Origin of the sequence: Varibaculum massiliense, assembly GCF_900106855.1 — a bacterium.
GTDB lineage: Bacteria > Actinomycetota > Actinomycetes > Actinomycetales > Actinomycetaceae > Varibaculum > Varibaculum massiliense.
Genome location: NZ_FNWI01000004.1, coordinates 539,239 through 558,788, shown reverse-complemented (window position 1 = coordinate 558,788; position 19,550 = coordinate 539,239). Strand labels below are relative to the sequence as shown.

Here is a 19,550-nt window from a genome sequence, read left to right as displayed (position 1 = left end):
ATGAAAGTTCCCGAAACCACCACCACCGCGCTAAAGAGCGCGCTGAAAAGCGGAAATAAAGCCTGGAAACGGGCGCGCAGCACCACTTATCTGGGCGCGCTACGCAAAATTCCGCTCACCGGCTTAGGATGGCTAGTCCTGGTAGGAGGACTCGCCAGCCTGGCTGCCTGGCTGCTGTGGGATTGGGCAGAGGCCGGCGCAGTGATGTTTGCCTCCCTATTAGCCCTGGTAGCTGCGGTAGCGCAAACTTGGGGCGGGGGAGACCTCTCGGTGCGGGTGCGGGTAGAACAAGACCGGTTGCGAAAAGGACAAGATCTGATCGGACGGGCAACCGCCAAGAATAATGGACGCCGGGCGGTGCGCGCCCTCAAAATAGAGTTGTCCTTGGGGAGGGAGCAAGCCGATATTGCCCTGCCAACTTTGCGTTCCGATAAGAGTTTTAGCCGGGATTTCCAGCTGCAAACTAGGCGGAGAGAAAAGATTATAGTGGGGCCGCCCCGTACCGTGCGGCAAGATATTTTGGGGCTGATTCGCCGGGTGCGTTCTTGGCCGGATTTCCAAGAGGTCTACGTGTATCCCAACTTCACCCCGGCTCTGGGAACTTTAAGCGGTTATTCTCGGGATATGGAGGGGGCAACCTCGCAGGTAATAACCAGTTCTGATGCTGCTTTTCATGCCTTGCGCCCCTACGAAAGTGGGGATGACCGCCGCCATATTCACTGGAAAATGTCAGCGCATACTGGCCAGTTAATGATGCGGCAATACCTAGAGACTCGCCGCTCCCACCATTTGATTGTGCTGGATCTGAAACGCGAAAATTATGGGGAAGCTGATTTTGAACTCGCGGTAGAGGCGGCGGCCTCTCTAGCGGTTTCCTCCCTGTCCAGTGGGCAGCCCCTGACCCTGTATGCGGGCAAAACCGTGGTGAAAGCCGCCACTTCCCGAGCGGTATTGGACTTTCTTACCGAAGTGCAGCCCCAGGAGGATGCCCAAGAGTATCGGCATCTGGTGCGCTGGGCGCTTGCCCATGAGGCGCAGGCCTCGGTTTGTTCCCTGATCTGCGGACCGGGAGTATCTATGCGCCGCCTGCAACAAATCTGTTTGCTGCCTCCCGCTGATATGGCTACCACCGGCGTGCGGGCAGATGCCGGCGCTACTTTGACTCGGCGAGGCTCTTCTTCGCGGCGACTACTAAACATCGGGGATCTCACGCAGCTCCCCCGAGCGCTAAATGGGGTGAGCCAGGCATGAAAAGATCCGATTTAATCTGCTTAAGCTCCCTGTTTTTATTCATCGTTCCCTGCTGGTTATTTGCCCTGCCTTTCCTGGGTTTCACCGGGGCAGTAGCGGCCATCGGAGGCACCGTCCTGGGGGTGCTGATTGCTCTAGTGGTTCGCCGCTGGCACCTGGGAATAATCTCCACTGTGACCCTGATGCTGGGGGTATTTTTAGCCTTCGGCCCCACCTTGGCTGCTACTGACCCGCTGGGACGCAAGTTTTACCCCTCATTATCTGGTCTGCAAGTGTTGGTGACCTCCACGGTGACCTGTTGGCGCGACGCCCTAACCGCGTCTCTCCCCCTAACCCCCTTAGGGGGACTAGCGGTACTGTCACTAATTACTTGCCTCGTAACCGCCCTACTAGCGGGATTAGCGGCGGCTTCGCGTCGCCCCTGGGTGGCGCTGGTACCTGCCACCATTAGCCTGGTGGTAGCGATTGCTTGGGGAGCCCAAGTGGTTCCGGCGGCGCGTTGGGCAGGAGCCGGATATTTCCTGGTAGCCCTACTTTGGTGCGCCCTGGTTACCGGTTCTGCTACCAAGGCACGTACCCGCCGGGTTAACCTAGCGGGAGGCAGGCAGAAAAGCAGCTTTACCCGCCCCTTAGCGATGGTGGCGGTCACCGTGGTTATCTGCCTGGCCTCCGCATCTTTGGCGGCGATAACTGAACGCGGCAACCGGGAAGTGCTCCGCACCCACGTACTACCGCCAGTAGAACTAGAAGACTTTATTTCCCCGCTAGCCTCCTTTAGGCATCTTTCTCGCGACTGGAAAGATAAAACCATCGCCGAGGTCAAGAACTATCCGGCGGGCAGTAGGGTGCGTTTTGCCGCTATGAACGCTTATGACGGCACAGTTTTTAAAATCGACCCCCAGCTGAACGTGCAATTTGTGCAGGTTGATTCGGTATTAGATAAACAGGTTTCAGCTGATAGTACCGCGCACATAAAACTGGTGAACTATGACCAACCCTGGGTGCCTCTCTTGGGCGATGCCTATTCCCTAAAAGTAGCTTCCCAACCAAAACCAGTTATTTACTATTCGACCTCGCTGCGCTCAGCCTTCGCTACTGCCCCCGCTAACCTCTCCTACCAGGTAGGGTTCGCCAAAGACCGGATTCCCAACGACTCGCGGATTTCGGGACTGGAGTTTGACCCCATCCCCCAAGGCAAAGACGAGGCGGTTCCCACCGAAATTACCGAACTAAATAATCAGTTAACCGCCCGGGCAACTACTCCTTTGCAAAAAGTACGCAATGTGGAGTCCTATTTATCAGGGCAAGGTTTCTTCTCTGACGGCTCAGATGGACTTTCGCGTCCCGGACACCGCGCGGCTCGGATGAGCCAATTCTTCCAAGGGAAAGAGCTAATCGGTGACGATGAACAATACGCGGTAGCTATGGCACTGATGGTCAGGGCGTTTGGGGCGCCTGCGCGAGTAGTGTTGGGTGCCTACCCGGCCGATAAGAAAGCTGGCGGGAACCTGAAACTAAAGGGCGATAACGTTCATGCCTGGGTGGAAGTGAAATTTAAGGACGTAGGTTGGGTGCCTTTTGATCCCACGCCTCCGCGGGAGCGAGTACCTCGCACCGATCAACCGCAACCTAAATCTGTGCCTAAACCGCAGGTGTTACAGCCGCCCCCACCACCGGCCACTCCGCCGGTTTTACCGCACGTGGAAAAGCAGGCGCACGCCGACAATCCTTCGACCGGAATACAGATTCTGGCGGCGCTAGCGGTGGCCGCAAAATATGGTTCCTGGTTATTGCTGCTACTTTCGCCGATTCTGCTAGTGCTGCTGGCTAAGTGGTATCGCGCGCGCAGAAGGCGGAAAGCTAAAGAGCCTGGAAAACGCTTGCGCGGAGCCTGGGAAGAAATAGTAGATCGCTTCCGTGACCGCGGGGTACGGCTCCCGGCAGGAGCCACCCGGCAAGAAGCCGCCTGGATAATCGACACTTACCTGGGAGGAATAAAACAGGGGGAGGCAGAATCGGGGGCAAGAGAGCTAGCCGGAATCGCAGATTACCTGGATTATAGTCCCGGTCTCGATAGCGAGATCGATTCCGACTGGGCGTGGGAGCTAGTTAAGCAGTTAACTGACACCTGGAAAGCGGCAGCGGGGAAAGCTAAAGCCCTGGTAGCCGCGATTCGCCCCTCATCGCTTTATAGCCGCTTTATCCGCAGTGGTTTCGCCCAAAAATTCACCGCGGTCCCCGGGCTGGATAAGATCCTTACCCCGCGCAAAGAGATTTCGCTACCTAGCTTGTCCTTGGGGCTTACCCAGCAGGAATACCGACAGTTACGCACGCCCTTAGCTCCGGTGCGCGGGGAAACCGCTCCGGTTACGGCAGTAGCGGGCGGGGCGTTCTCGGAAGCTACTCGCCTAGGGAAAGTGGGATTACCGCAGGTAGGTATAGATTTTAGTGACGGCACCCGTCTAGTGAACCCTACCGTTTCTCCGCTGCCACCTCCTCCTCCGCCTAATCCGCGGAACAATCCCGGAGGAAATCAGGACGCACTAGATTACACTCGCCGGGCGTCTTCACCAGCCAATATAGACGAGACTCGCCTACGGAAAGGGGACGATGATGGTACAGACACCCCCTAAAATTCCGGGATATAGCGTGAAAACTTTGCTGGGGAGAGGCGGATTTGCTGATGTTTACCTCTACGACCAAAAACGTCCCCAACGTCAAGTGGCAGTTAAAGTCCTGCGAGAACTGGGCAGTCGAGAAGGACGACAAGTTTTTACTACCGAGGCGGACGCTCTGGCTGCTACCTGTGCGCATCCGGCGATTCTCTCCCTGTATCAAACCGGGAAACTGCCTGATGGTCGCCCCTTTCTGGTGTTGCAATACTGTCCGGTTACGAATTTGTCGCAGCGGGTTCGTCGCCATCCACTTCCCCTCAAAGATGCCCTGGATATCACGATTCGTTTGGCGGGAGCGCTAGAAACTGTGCATCGGGCGGGATTGTCGCACCGGGATGTGAAACCCGCAAACGTGCTGATTTCCGAGTTTTCCACCCCGGTGCTTTCTGATTTTGGTTTAGCTTTACCATTGGGAAAGCCCCTGGCTCACCGGGATGTTTTAGGGCTTTCAGTACCCTGGGCGCCTCCGGAGCAACATGATGAGAATTCCCTGGCGGGAGCCGCTAGCGACATTTATTCCCTGGCGGCAACTATGCATTCGCTGGTTACCGGGCGTAGTCCCCATGAGATTCCCGGCGGTGATAACTCGGTATCTGCCCTGACCCAGCGGGTTCTGCATACTGCTCCCCGCCTAGATGCTCCTCAGTTAATTTCTCCGTTACGCGAGATTCTGGCCTGGGCGCTGCAAGCCGATCCCGCGGATCGTCCAGAAAGCGCCTCCCAATTTGGGCAAACCCTGTCTGAGGTACAAGCCCAACTTGGTTTCCCGCTGACCAGTATGGATATTGCGAGCGCCAATCCAACTCTGGCGCGGGTATCCACAGATCCAGATGCCACTCGCCTGAAAGATGTTTCCGGTTCGCAGCCATCCTTAGCGGGGGCAGATAGCGGGAGAGCAGATAGTCCCCTGATTGTGGGGGGTAGCTCTTCGGTAGCCCTTTCGCGCTCCCTATCGCCCGCCTCCCGCTTGGGTTGGCGGCGAATCTTCCTAGCCCTAATTGGAGCTTTTGTGCTGGTAGCCGGAACTGGTGCTGGGGTTGCTTACTATTTCAAATCCGGTACCACCTCGGTTAAAAGCGCTCCCAGTACCAGCGAACCGCTAATTACCGCCTCCGCGGATGACGGCATCGTGGCGGAAGTATCTGCGGTTACCTCCTTGGAAGGGAAACCGGCTGCAGATGGACAAATAACTTTAACTTGGAAACCGGGCGAGGGCGATACTCCCGCCTCTTACCAGGTGCAGGTGACCCAAGATGGCAAAGATGCGGGCAGTCATACGGTGACCGAACCAGAAATAACTCTTAAGCCCCAGGGTGGGAAATGGTGTGTAAAAGTTTTCGCGGTGAGCTTAGATGGAAAAATCTCGCCTGGGGTAGACTGGTGCCAATAGGAGAGTGCAAAATTGCCGGTTGGTAATGGAGGAAACCAGATGAATAACGATCCCTACCAGTACTATCCGAACCAGTCGGGTAATGCTAGTGCAGGTTATCCGCCCAACGGGGTTTATGGAGCTCCCCAAGCGGAATCCGGTGCGCCCGTGCCGGGAAATCCCGCCCCCTATGCTCAGGCGGGAAATCCCGCCTACCCCAATCCTTATGGTGAACAACCGCAAGCTCCCCAATACGCGGGGTATTCTCCCCAAGGCGTTCCTGGATATCAGCCATCCGAATATGGACAGTCTGAGTATGGGCAACCGGAATATGGACAACCTGCCTACCAGCAGCCCTCCTACGAACAGCCCCAATATCAAGAACAGCCTCAATACCAGCAACAGTATGGGCAAGCTGACTATGGGCAGGGGCAATACGGGATGCAACCTCAATATGGGGAACAACCCGGTTACCAGCCGGCATTGCGTTATACAGTGACTTCCGGGCAAGGGCAGTCCATGATTTTAGAGGACGCGATTGTGGTAGGTCGCCGCCCGGATGCCGCTACCTCTTCCTATCCCCAAGCCCAAACTATGACCGTGCCGAGTCCGGCTAAACAGATTTCCCGCACCCACTGCCTGCTCTATATAGATGAGCACGGTAATCCCTCGCTGAAAGATCTAGAGTCGGTAAATGGCACCCGTTTGCGCCGCAGCGGGCAGATTTACCCGATTGAACCCGCAGACCCGGTAGTGCTGCAAGCGGGCGATATCGTTGACCTGGGGGAGGGGCAATACCTGTCTATCGGAACTGCCCCCGCCGGGTATTAAGTCAGCGGTCAATTCCCAGAGCCCGGCGCGCTTTGGCGCGGGCATCTCCGCTATCTTTGGCTGTTAAAATCGCTTGTGCGGCGTTTTCGCACTGCTTCTTGGTGACCTGTTCTAGCTGGGCGCCCACTCCGGGAATCGCCGAGGCAGCCATTGACAGGGAAGTGACCCCCATGCCGATTAATACGCAAGCCAAAATGGGGTCAGCAGCTGCCTCCCCGCATACTCCGACCGGCTTGCTTAGGCGCACCCCGGAGGCAGCTACCCGAGAAATCAGGGTTAAAACTGCTGGTTGCCACGGGTCAGTGTAGGTCGCCAGATTAGCGTTCATCCGGTCGGCAGCCATCACATACTGGGTGAGGTCATTAGTGCCAATAGAAACGAAATCAACCTCGGCTAAGAACTGGTCAATCATAATCGCAACCGCCGGCACTTCCACCATGATTCCGGCAGCAAGTCCTCGCTGGCGAATCAGCTTCGCTACCCACTTTGCCTCCGACAAGGTAGACACCATCGGTACCAGCACCCAGTTTTTCCCGGGATGCCCCTGGGCGGCCTGCGCGATTGCATCTAATTGCCGGGTGAACAGTTTTTCTTCAATCCCAGTAGTACGTAGCCCGCGTACCCCTAGGGCGGGGTTAGGTTCTTCCTCTAAAGTTGCCCAAGAAATTGGTTTATCCGAGCCGGCATCTAAAGTGCGGGTAACCACCTTTTTATCAGGAAAAGCCGCCAATACCTGGGAATATATTTCTGCCTGCTCTGCGCAAGTAGGCTCTTTCATTGAATCTAAGAAACACAGCTCAGTGCGGAAAAGTCCTACCCCCTGAGCGTATCCGGCGGCGGCTTTCTTTGCCCCGGGGCCATCTTGTACATTGGCTAACAGTTCCACGTCCTCGCCACTGGCAAGCCGTGCCGGCCCCTGCCAGTGGCGGATATCTTCGCGCGTGCGCAGATCAGCCGCAACTTTCGGGCGGGTTTCATCCGGGTCGGCTCCAGTGGTTATCGATCCTAGGGAGGCGTCTACGAATACCTGTTCCCCCTGAGCAATTTGGTGGAGTTTACGCACCGCCACGATACAGGGAATCCCCAGCTGGCGAGCAATAATTGAAGTGTGGGAGGTGGGGCCACCCTGTTCGGTAACCAAAGCCAAGATTTTTTCCGGGTTCAGTCCGGCAGTATCAGCCGGAGCCAGATCGTCGGCGAAAAGTATCGAAGGCTCGGATAAATGAGGCAGTCCCGGCTCGGGTTCTCCTAGCAGCTCCGCCACTACCCGCAAGCACAGATCGTTGAGGTCAGTGGTGTGTTCGGCCATCAACCCCCCGGCTTTTTCAAACATGGTGCAAAACATTTCGGTGGTGGTGATTACCGCGCTGGCAGCCGGGATACCTTTGTTTATCGCTTTGACCACCATTTTCTTGAAACCAGGGTCACGGGAAAGTTCCGCTTGTGCTGCTAAAACAGCCGCGGCGCTGCCTACGGTTTCCTTAGAGCGTGCCAAGAGGCGACCGGATACGGCTTGGGATGCTTGGGTGTAACGCTCGGCTTCTGCTTCCCGCTCATCCAGCGGGATTTTTGTGGCAGGTAGTTTGGGGATTTCGAAACGGCTTACCCAGGCAACCGGTCCGTAAGCTAGACCATTGACTACGGGAGTGCCATAAATTGTTTCTTCTGCAGACATTTATCCTCCTCAGTGAGGGGTAACTTTATAGTGACAGTGTTGCACGTTTTAGGAAGTTAAACAAGGAAACATCTCAAAAATCCATAATAATCGTAAAGATAATCGATTAAGTCCACAAAATCTCTCAGTAAACTCACAATAAGTATTGAAGCCACGTGTAATGATGGGTAGAGTAATTGTAAACGGACTCTGGTAATACTCTAGCTACCTGGTTCGATTGTGGCAGCAGAACGGGAGGCTAAGGTGTCTGTACATAGCGGAGGTCGCCGCCTCCTCATCGAACAAGCATTATCAGAGTTTGGGCAAGTGAATCTGCGGGAGTTAGCCCAGCGTTTTGAAGTCTCTGATGAAACTATTCGCCGTGACCTCGAAATACTATCTGACCAGGGCAAAGCGAAACGAGTTTACGGGGGAGCAGTCGGCCTCCAACAGATCCCCGAGTCGCAACTGTCAGAGCGGATGAAAATCAACGGCGAAGAAAAAAGGAAAATGGCACAGCTCGCCCTCAGCCACATTCCCGAGGGCGCGTTTACGGTTTTCTTGGATTCCGGCTCCTCGACCGCCTATTTTGCAGAAATGCTCCCTGACCGCGCAGATTTGCTGTTGGTGACTAACTCTGCGGCAATTGCAGCGGCAGTAGCCACCCGTACCCGCAGCCTAAAAGTACATCTAATTGGAGGGACGGTACGCGAATCTACCCTGGCCACAGTCGGAGCGATGACAGTGCAGGCCGTGCGCGCTCTCCACCCTGATCTGACCTTCTTGGGTGCTAACGGGATGGATCTGCTCGATGGCTACACCACCCCCGATATCGAGGAAGCTGCGGTAAAGCGGGCAATGGTGCAATGCAGTCGCCAGGCGGTGGTACTGGCAGATGCGGATAAATTCGGACACACTAGCACAGTTAAATTCGCAGCTCCCGGCGAAATTGAAATGCTGATTTCAGATCAGCGCCTGGCAGAACTCGCTGGTAAAGACCTGGAAAAACTAGCTAAGGAAGTGTTCTTGGCGTGATAGTTACCCTGTCTGCAAACTCCAGTTTGGATAAAACCGTGAACTTGGAGCAGCCCTTGGTGCCGGGGGGTGTCCACCGGATTGCCTCTACCCACACCGATCCCGGCGGGAAGGGGATTAATGTGGCACGGGTGGCTCAAGAGGCAGGATTCCCGGTTTGCTGCCTGCTGCCGGCAAAGCCGCAAGATTCGATTCTAGAACTGTTAGACCAGGTAGAGCTGCCTTATGTGTACACCGAAATCCCGGAAGCGGTACGCACTAACCTCACGGTCATAGATGCCAGTGGGGAAACCACCAAAATCAACGAACCCGGTCCCACGCTTAATCAGGAACAAGAAAAATCGCTTCTGATAGCACTTAGAGAGCAGGCGGGAGACCTGGGCGAGGACGACTGGGTGGTGCTATCCGGATCATTACCCCCGGGGTTACCAGACGATTTTTATGTCACCTGTCTAAAAGAACTGGGTACCGCGCAGGGACGGTTTGCAGTCGACACTTCCGGGCAGCCGTTACACGCCCTGGGGAGAGCTCTCGGGCAGGTGAAAGTGGACCTGATGAAACCGAACTCTTTCGAACTTGCCGAGCTTTTGGGAGGCAACGGATCCGAGCTGGAAAAGGCGGCTATCAGCGGAAATCTGCTGCCGGTAGCGCGTAAAGCGAAAGAGCTCAGTCAGCGAGGGGTAGGGGAAGTACTCGCCACCCTGGGGTCGGCCGGTGCCATCTTGATTACCGCGGAGGGGGCATGGCATGGCACCAGCCCCGATGTGCCGGTGCGTTCTACCGTGGGTGCCGGAGATTCCTCCCTCACCGGGTATCTACTTGCTCAAATCTCAGGCAAGAGCCCGGAAGAATGCCTAGCCACCGCGGTAGCTTATGGCGCGGCTGCCTGCGCGAAAGCAGGAACCCAGCCACCCACCCCGGAAGAAATTCATCCTGAAGAAGCCCGGATAACCAAACTCAGCCTTTAAAAGTCATCCCGAACAGGAGAACTATGGAAAACGAGAAGTTGATAATCCCGCAGTTGGTGAGTCTAGATGAGCCGCTGGGGATAGATAAAGACAGCGTGATTAAAACGCTGGCCGCAAAGATAGCGACTTCTGGGCGTGCAGAACAAAACGGTTTAATCAACGACCTGATGGCGCGGGAGGCTAAATCCGTGACGGGAATGCCGGGGGGAATCGCTATCCCGCACTGCCGCTCCCAGGCGGTTAAGGTTGGTAGCCTGGCTTTTGCCCGCCTGGCGCAACCGGTAGATTTTGGAGCCAAGGATGGTCCGGCAGATTTGATTTTCATGATTGCCGCTGCGGAAGGGCAGGGGCAGGCGCATTTGAAACTGCTGCAAAAGCTGGCACGAAAACTGGTGGACAAAAACTTCTTGGCTACTTTGCGTTCGGCGGATTCTGCCGACCAGGTCGCAGACCTCATTATGGAGGTGGTAGAGCCCGGGTCAACAGCTACCCCGCAGAGCACCCCCGCGGCTAAGCAGGTAGCAGCGAATCCTCCGGCAGTCCCAACCAACCCGGCTGTCCCGGCAAACTCGGCAGTCTCCAAAGCCCCGGCAGCCCCGGTGAAAAAGGAAGAGAAAACCGGTGACACGCAGGGCAAATACTTGGTGGCGGTCACTTCTTGCCCCACCGGGATTGCCCACACCTATATGGCGGCAGATTCGCTGATTAACAAAGGTAAAGAACTGGGGATTCCAGTCCATGTGGAGGCGCAGGGATCCGGGCATATTGACCGCCTAGACCCCGCCCTGATTGTCGGTGCTTCCGGGGCGATATTTGCGCATGACGTTAGTGTGCAGGAGCCGGAACGTTTTGCTCATCTGCCGCTAATAGATGTAGGGGTAAAAGCGGCCATTAATGACCCTGAGAAACTGATTCGGGGGGTAATGGCAAAAAAGAAAGACCCGAATGTGGATCCGGTGGTCGCGGCGGAGCCCCCAGAGAAAGAAGATACCGTAGGTTGGGGACGCCGAATCCAAAAGGCCGTGATGGCTGGGGTGTCGTATATGATTCCCTTCGTAGCAGCCGGCGGATTACTAATCGCTTTGGGTTTCCTGCTAGGCGGCTATGATGTGGCGGCTCCCGCCCAAGACATCTCTCTTAACTTCTCGCTGTGGCACCTGCCAGATTCTGGTCCCTTCGGGGAAGGCAAAATCCTCACGAATCGTTCCGGTTTGCTGCTTTACCTAGGAGCCCTACTGGTATTCCTCGGTCAAACTGGAATGAGTTTCTTAGTGCCAGCGCTGTCTGGATATATTGCTTTTGGTCTGGCAGGACGCCCCGGCATTGCTCCCGGCTTTATCGGAGGCGCTATTTCAATAACGCTAGGAGCAGGCTTCATTGGTGGTTTGGTGACCGGGATTCTTGCCGGGATTCTCGCCAATGTTCTCTCCACCCTGAAATGTCCGCGCTGGCTAGCAGGTTTGATGCCGGTAGCGATTGTGCCACTAATCAGCACCCTGCTTATGGGTCTACTAATGCTACTGCTACTGGGACGTCCGTTGGCGGCGTTGATGAGCGGTCTGCAAAACTGGTTAAACTCTATGGCTGGCACTTCCGCAATCTTGCTGGGGATCGTTATCGGTTTGATGATGTGCTTCGACCTGGGCGGACCGGTAAATAAAGCCGCCTACCTGGTAGGTACTGCCGGCTTATCGCAGGCCACCGATGGGTCATATCAGTTCATGGCGGCAGTCATGTTAACCGGAATGGTGCCACCTTTGGCGATGGCGCTGTCTTCTACTCTGCGTCCGAAACTATATTCGCCGGCGGAGCAGCAAAACGGTAAAGCAGCTTGGCTGCTAGGATTGTCCTTTATCTCCGAGGGCGCGATTCCCTTCGCCGCTGCTGACCCCCTGCGGGTGATTCCTTCCATGATGGCAGGCGGCGCGGTAACCGGGGCTATCGCGATGGCGTTCGGGGTAGGTTGCCGGGCTCCCCATGGGGGAATCTTCGTGCTATTTGCCTACAGCAATATCTTCGGGGCGCTTATTGCCCTGGTAGTTGGAGTGGCGGTGGCAGCGGCAGCGGTCACTTTCGCCAAGATGCGTCGCAAGAAACCGGCAGTAGTCAAAGCATAAGTTTTAATAAACCAAGAATAAGGAAAGGAATAATGATGCCCTCAAAAACAGTGAAAGTGGGATCTTCCGTGGGATTACATGCCCGTCCCGCCTCGATTATCGCGGAGAAAGCAGCCGAGTTCGCTGAGGAAATCACTCTCGGAACCCCCGAAGAAGAGCCGGTAGATGCCTCCTCAATGATGTTGATTATGACCCTGGGTGCCGAATGCGGTACCGAGGTTACCGTGGAGAGCGAAAACGAGGAAGCAGTAGCGGCGATTGCGGAACTGGTCGCAAAAGACCTAGATGCCGAATAGGGATTTTAGCGCCCCGCAACGTATAAAATCTACAAAAATCCGGAAAGCAGATATCCCCTCTTGGTTTAAGTCGCGCGCTGGGGCGCGATAGCCTAGAGGGGACATCTGTATATGGGAGGAATGCTTATGCAGCCGCGGGTCGCCTTTATTGTTGTTTCGCAGTCACAGACGCTGGCGCGGGGGATATGCGAGGTGGTAGCCGCCCTTGCTCCGAAAGTCATTATCGAGCCGTGCGGATGCCACGATGAAGGGTTGGGTACCGCCGCGGAAATCCTGAGTACCAAAATTTCCACGGTGATGGAAAAACTCGGGGAACAAGACGCGATTGTCTTAATGGCGGATTTTGGGGCGGCGCGGCTGGCCTGCCAACAGGTAATCACCGATATCGGGATGCGCAGGCTGCGACTAGGACACGGACCGATTGTAGAGGGAACCGCCGCGGGGGTAGTAGCAGCGGCTCAAGGTGCAGATTTGGCAGAAATCCTGCGGTCAATCAACGCTGCTTCCCAGTTTTATCCTGAAGAGGACGCGGCAGATATTTTGCCACCTCCGCCCGCTCCGGATCCGCTTGCTCCCCGCACACTCACATACAGAGCCTCAGAGCCGCTATCGGCGCGTCCAGCAGCGCGTTTAGCGCGAATTGCTACTGGTTTTGATGCTCAGGTGACTATTAATCAGGTGGATGCCGGCAGTGTCCTCGCGCTTATGGGGTTGAAAATAAAACCGGGGGATGAACTGCGGATTGCCGCTGAAGGCGGGGAATCCTTGAAAGCCTTGGATGCGGTTCAGGCGGCACTAACTGCACCTGAAGAGGACGCCGTAACCGGGGTAGAGGATTGAGTGCGGCTCTCAGATTCTGCGGAGCTGAAAACCGAATTGAGGTCGGGTCTTTACCGGTATTCTTAAGTAGTAATCTCTCTAAGTAATCTGTGCTTATAAAGGTGGAAAAAGAGAAAGGAAACGGCAATGAGTGACTTCAAATTGGACCCCGATAAGGAATATACCCTGGTGTTGGTGAAGCCGGATGGCTATCACCGCGGACTCACCGGGAAAATCTTGGCGCGGATTGAGCAAAAAGGCTACGCTATCGTGGCTTTGCGGGTAGTGCAGGCCAGTGACGATGACCTGCATGAACACTATGAAGAGCATCGTGGTAAACACTTCTTTGAATCCATGGTTGACTTCATGCAGTCCGGGAAGATTGTGGCGGCAGTTTTCGAAGGTACCCGGGTTGTTGAGGGAGTGCGTTCCCTGGTGGGTGCCACCAGTCCCACCGAGGCGGCTCCGGGAACTATTCGCGGTGACTTTGGACGCGACTACGACAGTGGGCAGATTCAAAACTTGGTGCATGCTGCAGATTCGCCGGCTTCCGCTGCTCGGGAAATAAAAATCTGGTTCCCGGACGCCTGCTAATACCCGGAGACCTAGATGTATGTAAAGTCGCTGACGCTGCGAGGATTTAAGTCTTTCGCCAGCGCCACCACTTTGCAGTTCACCCCGGGAATTATCTGTGTTGTCGGCCCGAATGGTTCTGGCAAATCGAATATCGTAGACGCACTCGCTTGGGTGATGGGCGAGCAAGGCGCCAAAAATCTGCGCGGCGGATCAATGGCGGACGTTATTTTTGCCGGAACCAGTTCCCGCAGCTCCCTAGGGCGGGCAGAAGTGGCGCTGACCATTGATAACACCAGTGGGGATTTGCCGATCGATTATTCGGAAGTAACCATTTCTCGCACCCTGTTTCGCCAGGGAGGTTCCGAATACGCCATTAATGGCACTCCCTGCCGGCTACTAGATATTCAGGAGCTGCTCTCCGATACCGGCATGGGGCGCAATATGCACGTGATTATCGGGCAGGGCAAACTCGACCAGGTACTTTCTGCCGACCCTTCCCAGCGGCGCTCCCTAATCGAAGAGGCCGCCGGGGTGCTAAAACATCAGCGGCGCAAAGAACGCGCCCTGCGCAAACTCGATGGCTTAGAAGAAAAGCTTTCCCGGCTTTCCGACCTCACCCAAGAGATTCAAAGGCAACTGGGCCCTCTGGCGCGGCAAGCTAAAACTGCGCGGCGAGCGGCAGTATTGCAGGCGCAGGCGCGTGACGCCGGGTGCCGGATTTTGGCGGATGACTTGCAGCAGATGAGTCGGCAGCTGTCCCGCTATAAAGAAAGCGGGAAAGCCTTGGAGGTCAGGCGCGAAGAATTAGGGGAAAAACTAGCGCTGCAGCATGAAAAACTGCAGAAATTAACCGCAGATGCGACGCAAAATGATTTAGCGGGTAAAGCCACCAATTTGTGGCAACAGCTGACCGCAATTACCGAGCGTTTGCGGGCTCTAGAAGCCTTAGCCAATGAGCGCGCCTCCTCCCTGGCAAAACCGGAACCAGTTCCCGCCGGTCCTAGCGTAGAGGAACGCCAACGCCAGTTGGCACATTTACAAAGCGAACTGGCAACCCATGACCAGGACACTTTAGCTAAACGTAAACAAGCTGATGCCGCCGAGGCTGCCCGGGAAGAAACTACCCGGAAAGTTGGGGATCAGGTTCGCATTACCCAGGAACTGCGGGAAGAGGCACAGCAAAAAACCCAGAAGACCGCGCGGCTAGAGCGGGAAGTTGAAACTGCGAAGGCGCGCCTAGAGGCGGCGGATTCCCGGATTCAAAGAGCCCAAAAAGCCCAGGTGGATGCGCAAGAAAAACTGGAAGTTGCGCGGGTAAAACAGCAAGCTGCAGGGGAAACAGCCCCAGATTCCGGGATGGATGCCGCTGGAAACTACCGGCAGCTATCCGAGGCGGAAAACCAGGTACGCACGCAACTGGAAAAAGCTCGTGACCGTCTGCGGGAAAGCGAAGCCAAAGCCGTGGCGGCCTCCGAGTCCAAAGCAAGCCTCAGTGAGGTCTTAGCCGCCTCCTCGAATCAGGCGGAAAGCACTTTTGCACAGGCAGCGAAGGCAGGGGGGCAGTTAGCCTCTTTAATAACGGTTCCAGATTGCTGGGAGGACGCAATTGCAGCCCTACTTGGACGCTCCGGTTCCGCCCTCACTATTGAATCAGCGCAGCTAGAAGCGGGACTAATGGCGGTTAAAGACAGCAGTGGCAGCGTCAGTTGGGTAGTGGGTGACCCAGGGGACGAGGCCGTTCCGCTAAGCCCTACTACCGGGAACAAGCCGGGAGTACCGATTCCTGCCCGGGAGGTAATTTCGGCTCCTAGCGGGCTGCATCCGGCATTAAATACGCTGCTAGAAAATAGTTATTTAGCTGAAAATCTAACGCAGGCGCAGGCGTTGGTCGCGGATAATCCGCAGGTGCGGGTAGGGCTAAAAGACGGCACGATTATCGGCAAATACCTGGGGGAAACTGGCAGCGGTGGGGTTAACCGTATCGAGGTGGAGCGGCGCCTACGATTAGCACGGAAAGCCGCTCAGGTCGCCGAAGCTACGAAAGAAAAAGCACGCGTCCAGGTGAAGGCAGCTGAGGAAGCATTATCGCAGGCAGCGGCAGCATCCGCGCAGGCTCTGAAAGTATTGCGTCAGGCTGATGCCCAAGCGGCGGCCAAGGCGCAAGAACGGGCGCTTACAGAAGCGGCAGTTAGCGGAGCCGAGAGTCAAGAAAAGCGGGCGGCAGCAGAACTGGCACAGGCGAAGGTAGATTTTGAAAAGTGTAGGCAGCTGCTAGAGGCGGCTGAAAAAGCGCGAGATGCTTTTTCCGGTAGCGCGGATTTAGCTCCTTTGCAGCAGGCGGAACAAGCTTTAGAGGCGGCACGGGCCGCGGATTTATCGGCTCGGGAAAAAGCTGCGCAGACGCATTTAGAGCTGGCGGCAGCCACTCAGATTACCAATACTTTGCGGGAACGCTTCCAAGGGGAAGTGAAATCTTTGGAGCGTTTCCAGTTGCGCCTGGCTGCCCGTAGTCAACGCGAAGTCGAGCGCGCCCGGCAGTCCCAAAGGATGTTGCAGGTGGCGTCCTGGTGTGAAGTATTTGCGCAGCGTTCGGCCAGCGTAGCCCAGGTGGCGAAAACTTGGCGGGAAAGCGCCGAGGCCGCCCGAACCGCCTCCTCGCAGGCCGCCGAGCAAGTACGCAGTGAAATCGACCGTTTAAATACCCAGTTGGCAGAGCTAAATGATTTAAGCCGCCGGGACGAGGTGGCAGCCGCTGAATATCGGGTGCGCGCGGAACAGTTAACCCAACAGGCACAGGAACGGTACGCGCTTTCTCCCCAAGAACTGATTGCTGCTTTTGGTCCGCAGCAGCTGGTTCCGGATCCAGAGTTATTGGCACAGCGGGCAGAAAATGCCCAGGAAGAAGCGGTAGCTGCTAGGGGAGAAGCTGAAGAGGGGGTAACTGAAAGCGCACATGAAACAGCTGATGGCGCCGGTCAACAAGAGCGCGAAATTGCGTCTAGCAGGGAGGACGGCGCAGCAGAGCCCGAGGAAGGACGCTGGCGTCCCTACAATCGCGCCGAACAGAGTGCGCTGCTGGAAAAGGCGAATCGCGCGATTTCCCGGCTAGGGAAAGTCAACCCCCTAGCTTTAGAAGAACACCAGGCGTTAGAGAAACGTTTTGAATTCTTAATGGGACAGCTGACAGATTTGCGGACTTCGAAAGCAGATTTGCTGGTGGTGGTGCGGGAAGTGGATCACCAGGTGAAAGTAGCTTTTGAAGAGGCTTATGCGGATATATCCCGGGAATTCACCGAGGTGTTTTCCCGCCTATTCCCGGGAGGTACCGGTTCCCTAAAACTGACCGATCCGGACGATATGCTTACTACCGGGGTAGAGGTAAATGCTCGTCCTGCCGGAAAAAATGTGCAGCGCCTATCCCTACTTTCCGGCGGGGAACGCTCCTTGGCGGCGCTGGCATTTTTAATCGCGATTTTCAAAGCCCGCCCCTCGCCCTTCTATATCTTGGACGAGGTAGAGGCTGCCCTCGATGACCTGAATCTTTCGCGGATGCTAGAGCTATTTAAGCAGCTGCGCGAAGTTAGCCAGATGATTGTGATTACCCACCAAAAACGGACTATGGAAGTAGCCGATGTGCTTTACGGGGTGACTATGCGCGAAGGGGTATCCCGGGTAATTTCGCAACGCTTAGAGCCGGCAGATAGCTAAAATCACACCGAAATCTGATAACAGTTTGGTATCGGTCAATAACCGGAGTCGGTAAATCGCTTAAGTGTTGGCATACTAGATTACGTGACTAAGCCGTTAATCTTACTATTCGTGGGCATTGGCATCACTGTACTTATTGGAGTGCTGGTGGTGGCGGTCATGGTGCGTACGCGCCGCCCCGGAGGTGGGGTGCGGGAATGGATCCGCGAGTCGGCTGGTTCTTGGCAAGAAAACGACCATCGCGCCCCCCGGGAACAATCTGGTCAGCGGGTACGCCTCGATACTTTGCTGCAAGAGGCAGCGCCAGGAGAATCCGCTGATCCTCTGGCAGAGGTGGAGAACCTGCGCAGCGCTGCCGGACAAATATGGGGGGAAGAAGTTGCAGCGATGCGTACGCGCCGGGCAGAGAAAGATGCGGCGCGTCAGCAAAAGCGGACAAAAGCTGCGGCTAAGGGAGCTTGGCAGGACTCTGACGGGATGCTACCTCCCACTTTTGCTCCCGCTCAGCATCGTCGCCCTCCAGCTAGTGCTGCAACCCCGATAGTGAAAGATCCAGGAGATTCCACTAGCTACCTGCCGCAGGTACCGGCGGTAAATGTGGTCGCAGTTTCCGGGAATAAAACCAAGGAAAAAGCTGCTGGAACCCAAAAGATTGCGGATACGCCCCTTGCGGACAAGCCGAAGGACCACCAGGACGGGCAGATGCGTCGCTGGGCTCGCAAGTTCACCCCCGATACCCCCACGGAACAGACAGGCGCTGCTGAACTGGACTTAGAAGCGCACGCCGGTTTGCCGGGGGACGAGCCTTTCCACGTGGATAAGGTTTCCTGGCAGCCTCTTAAATCGGAATAAACCCGATATTTTTCTAAACCGGCAGCTCACGGAAGGAAAACTATCCCTAATATGACCTGAGCGCGCCAATAGGTGACAATAGAGACATGAGTTTTCTTTTTTCACCTCTCGGGATTGTGGTTATAGTTCTGGTTTTGGCGGTAATTGGAACCGGTAGCGCCTTAGCAGTGCGTTCCGCGAAAGCCAAAAAACAGTTGGAGTCCTCCAAGGCTAAACAAATTGCGGCGCCTGCCGCCCAGGTAGACGAGGAGAAAGTATCTGTCGCAGCTGCGCAGCCGGAGTCGGCAGAGCCGGAACCGTTAGCGGCAGAACCAGAGGTACAGAAGGCGGAATCAGCGGAATCGGCAGGGAATCTGAGTGAAGCCCCCGCCGCCGAGGAACCGAGTGAAGCTTCTAGTGAGGAGGAAGCACAGCCGGTTGCCCCAGAGCAAGAAAGCTCTCAAGGCGCCCTCGAAACCCCGGAACCTGCCCAAGGGCGGATGCAGCGCCTGCGTTCCCGCCTGGCTAAATCAGGATCTTTCGGCAAAATGCTACTGGGGGTGCTCGGTCGCGGGGATCTTAGTGCCGAGGATTGGGAAGAAATAGAAGATACTTTGCTGCTGGCAGACTTAGGGGTTGCTGCCACCGATGAACTGATGGAAGAACTGCGCACCCAGGCGAAAGTGTTGGGCACCTCCGATCCCGTAAAGATTCGAGAAATCTTACGCACCAAGTTGATTGAGCTGGTAAACCCGGATCTAGATCGCAGCTTGCACCTAGAGCAAGCCGATGGTTCTAAGCCCGGGATCGTCCTCGCCGTAGGCGTAAACGGCACCGGGAAAACCACCACCGTCGGTAAGATTGCCCGGATTCTGGTGGCAGAAAATAAGTCGGTAGTGCTGGGAGCCGCCGATACTTTCCGGGCAGCCGCCGCTGACCAGCTAGAGACTTGGGGAAACCGGGTTGGGGTGGAAGTGGTGCGCTCCGATAAAGAGGGCGCCGACCCGGCTTCGGTAGCTTTCGACGCCGTAAAATACGCCAAAGATAAAAGACTGGATGTGGTGCTGGTAGATACCGCCGGGCGTCTGCAGAATAAAGCCGGTTTGATGGACGAGCTAGGTAAGGTCAAACGGGTAATCGAAAAGAGCGCTCCGGTGACTGAGACCTTGCTAGTTCTAGATGCCACTACCGGACAAAACGGGATGCAACAGGCAAAAGTATTCTCCGAAGTAGTCGATGTTAGCGGTATTGTGCTGACAAAACTTGATGGAACGGCGCGGGGCGGAATCGTGGTCAGCGTACAACGCGAACTATCTGTGCCGGTCAAGCTGGTGGGTCTGGGGGAAGGACCAGACGATTTAGCGCCTTTCGTACCCGAGGACTTCGTTGACGCGCTGCTGAAGTAAACTAGACGGCGAGA

The 19,550-nt window shown here is 55.9% G+C and carries 14 protein-coding genes; 13 read left to right on the top strand and 1 reads right to left on the bottom strand.

Going from position 1 to position 19,550, the window contains the following annotated elements; translation table 11 throughout:
- The 4 genes from BQ5456_RS02575 to BQ5456_RS02560 are packed head-to-tail and all read left to right on the top strand — an operon-like array spanning position 1 to position 6,126.
- The gene (locus tag BQ5456_RS02575) at positions 1-1,251 is read left to right on the top strand and encodes a DUF58 domain-containing protein (protein ID WP_071128610.1); all 1,251 of its coding nucleotides are present in this window, start codon (positions 1-3) and stop codon (positions 1,249-1,251) included.
- Positions 1,248-3,884 (top strand): transglutaminase-like domain-containing protein, encoded by a 2,637-nt coding sequence (locus BQ5456_RS02570; protein ID WP_071128609.1) that lies wholly within the window; start codon positions 1,248-1,250, stop codon positions 3,882-3,884. The genes BQ5456_RS02575 and BQ5456_RS02570 overlap by 4 nt, the downstream gene beginning before the upstream one ends.
- Positions 3,865-5,316, top strand: a complete 1,452-nt coding sequence (locus BQ5456_RS02565; RefSeq protein ID WP_071128608.1) for a protein kinase domain-containing protein — start codon at positions 3,865-3,867, stop codon at positions 5,314-5,316. The genes BQ5456_RS02570 and BQ5456_RS02565 overlap by 20 nt, the downstream gene beginning before the upstream one ends.
- Before the next feature lie 39 nt (positions 5,317-5,355).
- A complete protein-coding gene (locus BQ5456_RS02560; protein WP_071128607.1) occupies positions 5,356-6,126 on the top strand; it encodes an FHA domain-containing protein in 771 nt (256 codons plus the stop codon).
- A gap of 1 nt (position 6,127) precedes the next feature.
- On the opposite strand, the gene ptsP is transcribed toward BQ5456_RS02560, so the two are convergent.
- Positions 6,128-7,801, bottom strand: coding sequence for a phosphoenolpyruvate--protein phosphotransferase (ptsP, locus tag BQ5456_RS02555; RefSeq protein WP_071128606.1), 1,674 nt, complete (start codon positions 7,799-7,801; stop codon positions 6,128-6,130).
- Positions 7,802-8,044: 243 nt separating this feature from the next.
- Between ptsP and BQ5456_RS02550 the strand changes: the two genes are divergently transcribed.
- The 9 genes from BQ5456_RS02550 (at position 8,045) to ftsY (ending at position 19,536) form a co-directional block, all read left to right on the top strand.
- Positions 8,045-8,815: a DeoR/GlpR family DNA-binding transcription regulator gene (locus BQ5456_RS02550; protein ID WP_071129895.1), complete on the top strand. Its 771-nt coding sequence runs from the start codon at positions 8,045-8,047 to the stop codon at positions 8,813-8,815.
- Complete coding sequence (locus BQ5456_RS02545) at positions 8,812-9,783, top strand: 1-phosphofructokinase family hexose kinase (RefSeq protein ID WP_071128605.1); 972 nt, start codon at positions 8,812-8,814, stop codon at positions 9,781-9,783. The genes BQ5456_RS02550 and BQ5456_RS02545 overlap by 4 nt, the downstream gene beginning before the upstream one ends.
- 23 nt (positions 9,784-9,806) lie before the next feature.
- Positions 9,807-11,900, top strand: a complete 2,094-nt coding sequence (locus BQ5456_RS10670; RefSeq protein WP_071128604.1) for a PTS fructose transporter subunit IIABC — start codon at positions 9,807-9,809, stop codon at positions 11,898-11,900.
- Between the two features lie 32 nt (positions 11,901-11,932).
- A complete protein-coding gene (locus BQ5456_RS02535; protein WP_235858518.1) occupies positions 11,933-12,196 on the top strand; it encodes an HPr family phosphocarrier protein in 264 nt (87 codons plus the stop codon).
- Positions 12,197-12,307: 111 nt separating this feature from the next.
- Positions 12,308-13,036: an HPr family phosphocarrier protein gene (locus BQ5456_RS02530; RefSeq protein WP_071128603.1), complete on the top strand. Its 729-nt coding sequence runs from the start codon at positions 12,308-12,310 to the stop codon at positions 13,034-13,036.
- A 126-nt stretch (positions 13,037-13,162) separates the two neighbouring features.
- Positions 13,163-13,609 (top strand): nucleoside-diphosphate kinase, encoded by a 447-nt coding sequence (ndk, locus tag BQ5456_RS02525; protein ID WP_071128602.1) that lies wholly within the window; start codon positions 13,163-13,165, stop codon positions 13,607-13,609.
- 15 nt (positions 13,610-13,624) lie between these two features.
- On the top strand, positions 13,625-17,299 hold the full coding sequence (smc, locus tag BQ5456_RS02520) for a chromosome segregation protein SMC (RefSeq protein ID WP_071128601.1): 3,675 nt from the start codon (positions 13,625-13,627) through the stop codon (positions 17,297-17,299).
- 84 nt (positions 17,300-17,383) lie between these two features.
- A complete protein-coding gene (locus BQ5456_RS02515) occupies positions 17,384-18,151 on the top strand; it encodes a hypothetical protein (protein WP_071128600.1) in 768 nt (255 codons plus the stop codon).
- A gap of 86 nt (positions 18,152-18,237) precedes the next feature.
- Positions 18,238-19,536 (top strand): signal recognition particle-docking protein FtsY, encoded by a 1,299-nt coding sequence (gene ftsY, locus BQ5456_RS02510; protein ID WP_071128599.1) that lies wholly within the window; start codon positions 18,238-18,240, stop codon positions 19,534-19,536.
- Positions 19,537-19,550 lie beyond the last annotated feature (14 nt).

Coding starts and splice junctions, on each gene's coding strand:
- BQ5456_RS10670 (WP_071128604.1), top strand. CDS start 9,807: ATGGAAAACGAGAAGTTGATAATCCCGCAGTTGGTGAGTCTAGATGAG.
- BQ5456_RS02530 (WP_071128603.1), top strand. CDS start 12,308: ATGGGAGGAATGCTTATGCAGCCGCGGGTCGCCTTTATTGTTGTTTCG.
- ptsP (WP_071128606.1), bottom strand. CDS start 7,801: ATGTCTGCAGAAGAAACAATTTATGGCACTCCCGTAGTCAATGGTCTA.
- BQ5456_RS02570 (WP_071128609.1), top strand. CDS start 1,248: ATGAAAAGATCCGATTTAATCTGCTTAAGCTCCCTGTTTTTATTCATC.
- ndk (WP_071128602.1), top strand. CDS start 13,163: ATGAGTGACTTCAAATTGGACCCCGATAAGGAATATACCCTGGTGTTG.
- ftsY (WP_071128599.1), top strand. CDS start 18,238: ATGAGTTTTCTTTTTTCACCTCTCGGGATTGTGGTTATAGTTCTGGTT.
- BQ5456_RS02575 (WP_071128610.1), top strand. CDS start 1: ATGAAAGTTCCCGAAACCACCACCACCGCGCTAAAGAGCGCGCTGAAA.
- smc (WP_071128601.1), top strand. CDS start 13,625: ATGTATGTAAAGTCGCTGACGCTGCGAGGATTTAAGTCTTTCGCCAGC.
- BQ5456_RS02560 (WP_071128607.1), top strand. CDS start 5,356: ATGAATAACGATCCCTACCAGTACTATCCGAACCAGTCGGGTAATGCT.
- BQ5456_RS02535 (WP_235858518.1), top strand. CDS start 11,933: ATGATGCCCTCAAAAACAGTGAAAGTGGGATCTTCCGTGGGATTACAT.
- BQ5456_RS02565 (WP_071128608.1), top strand. CDS start 3,865: ATGGTACAGACACCCCCTAAAATTCCGGGATATAGCGTGAAAACTTTG.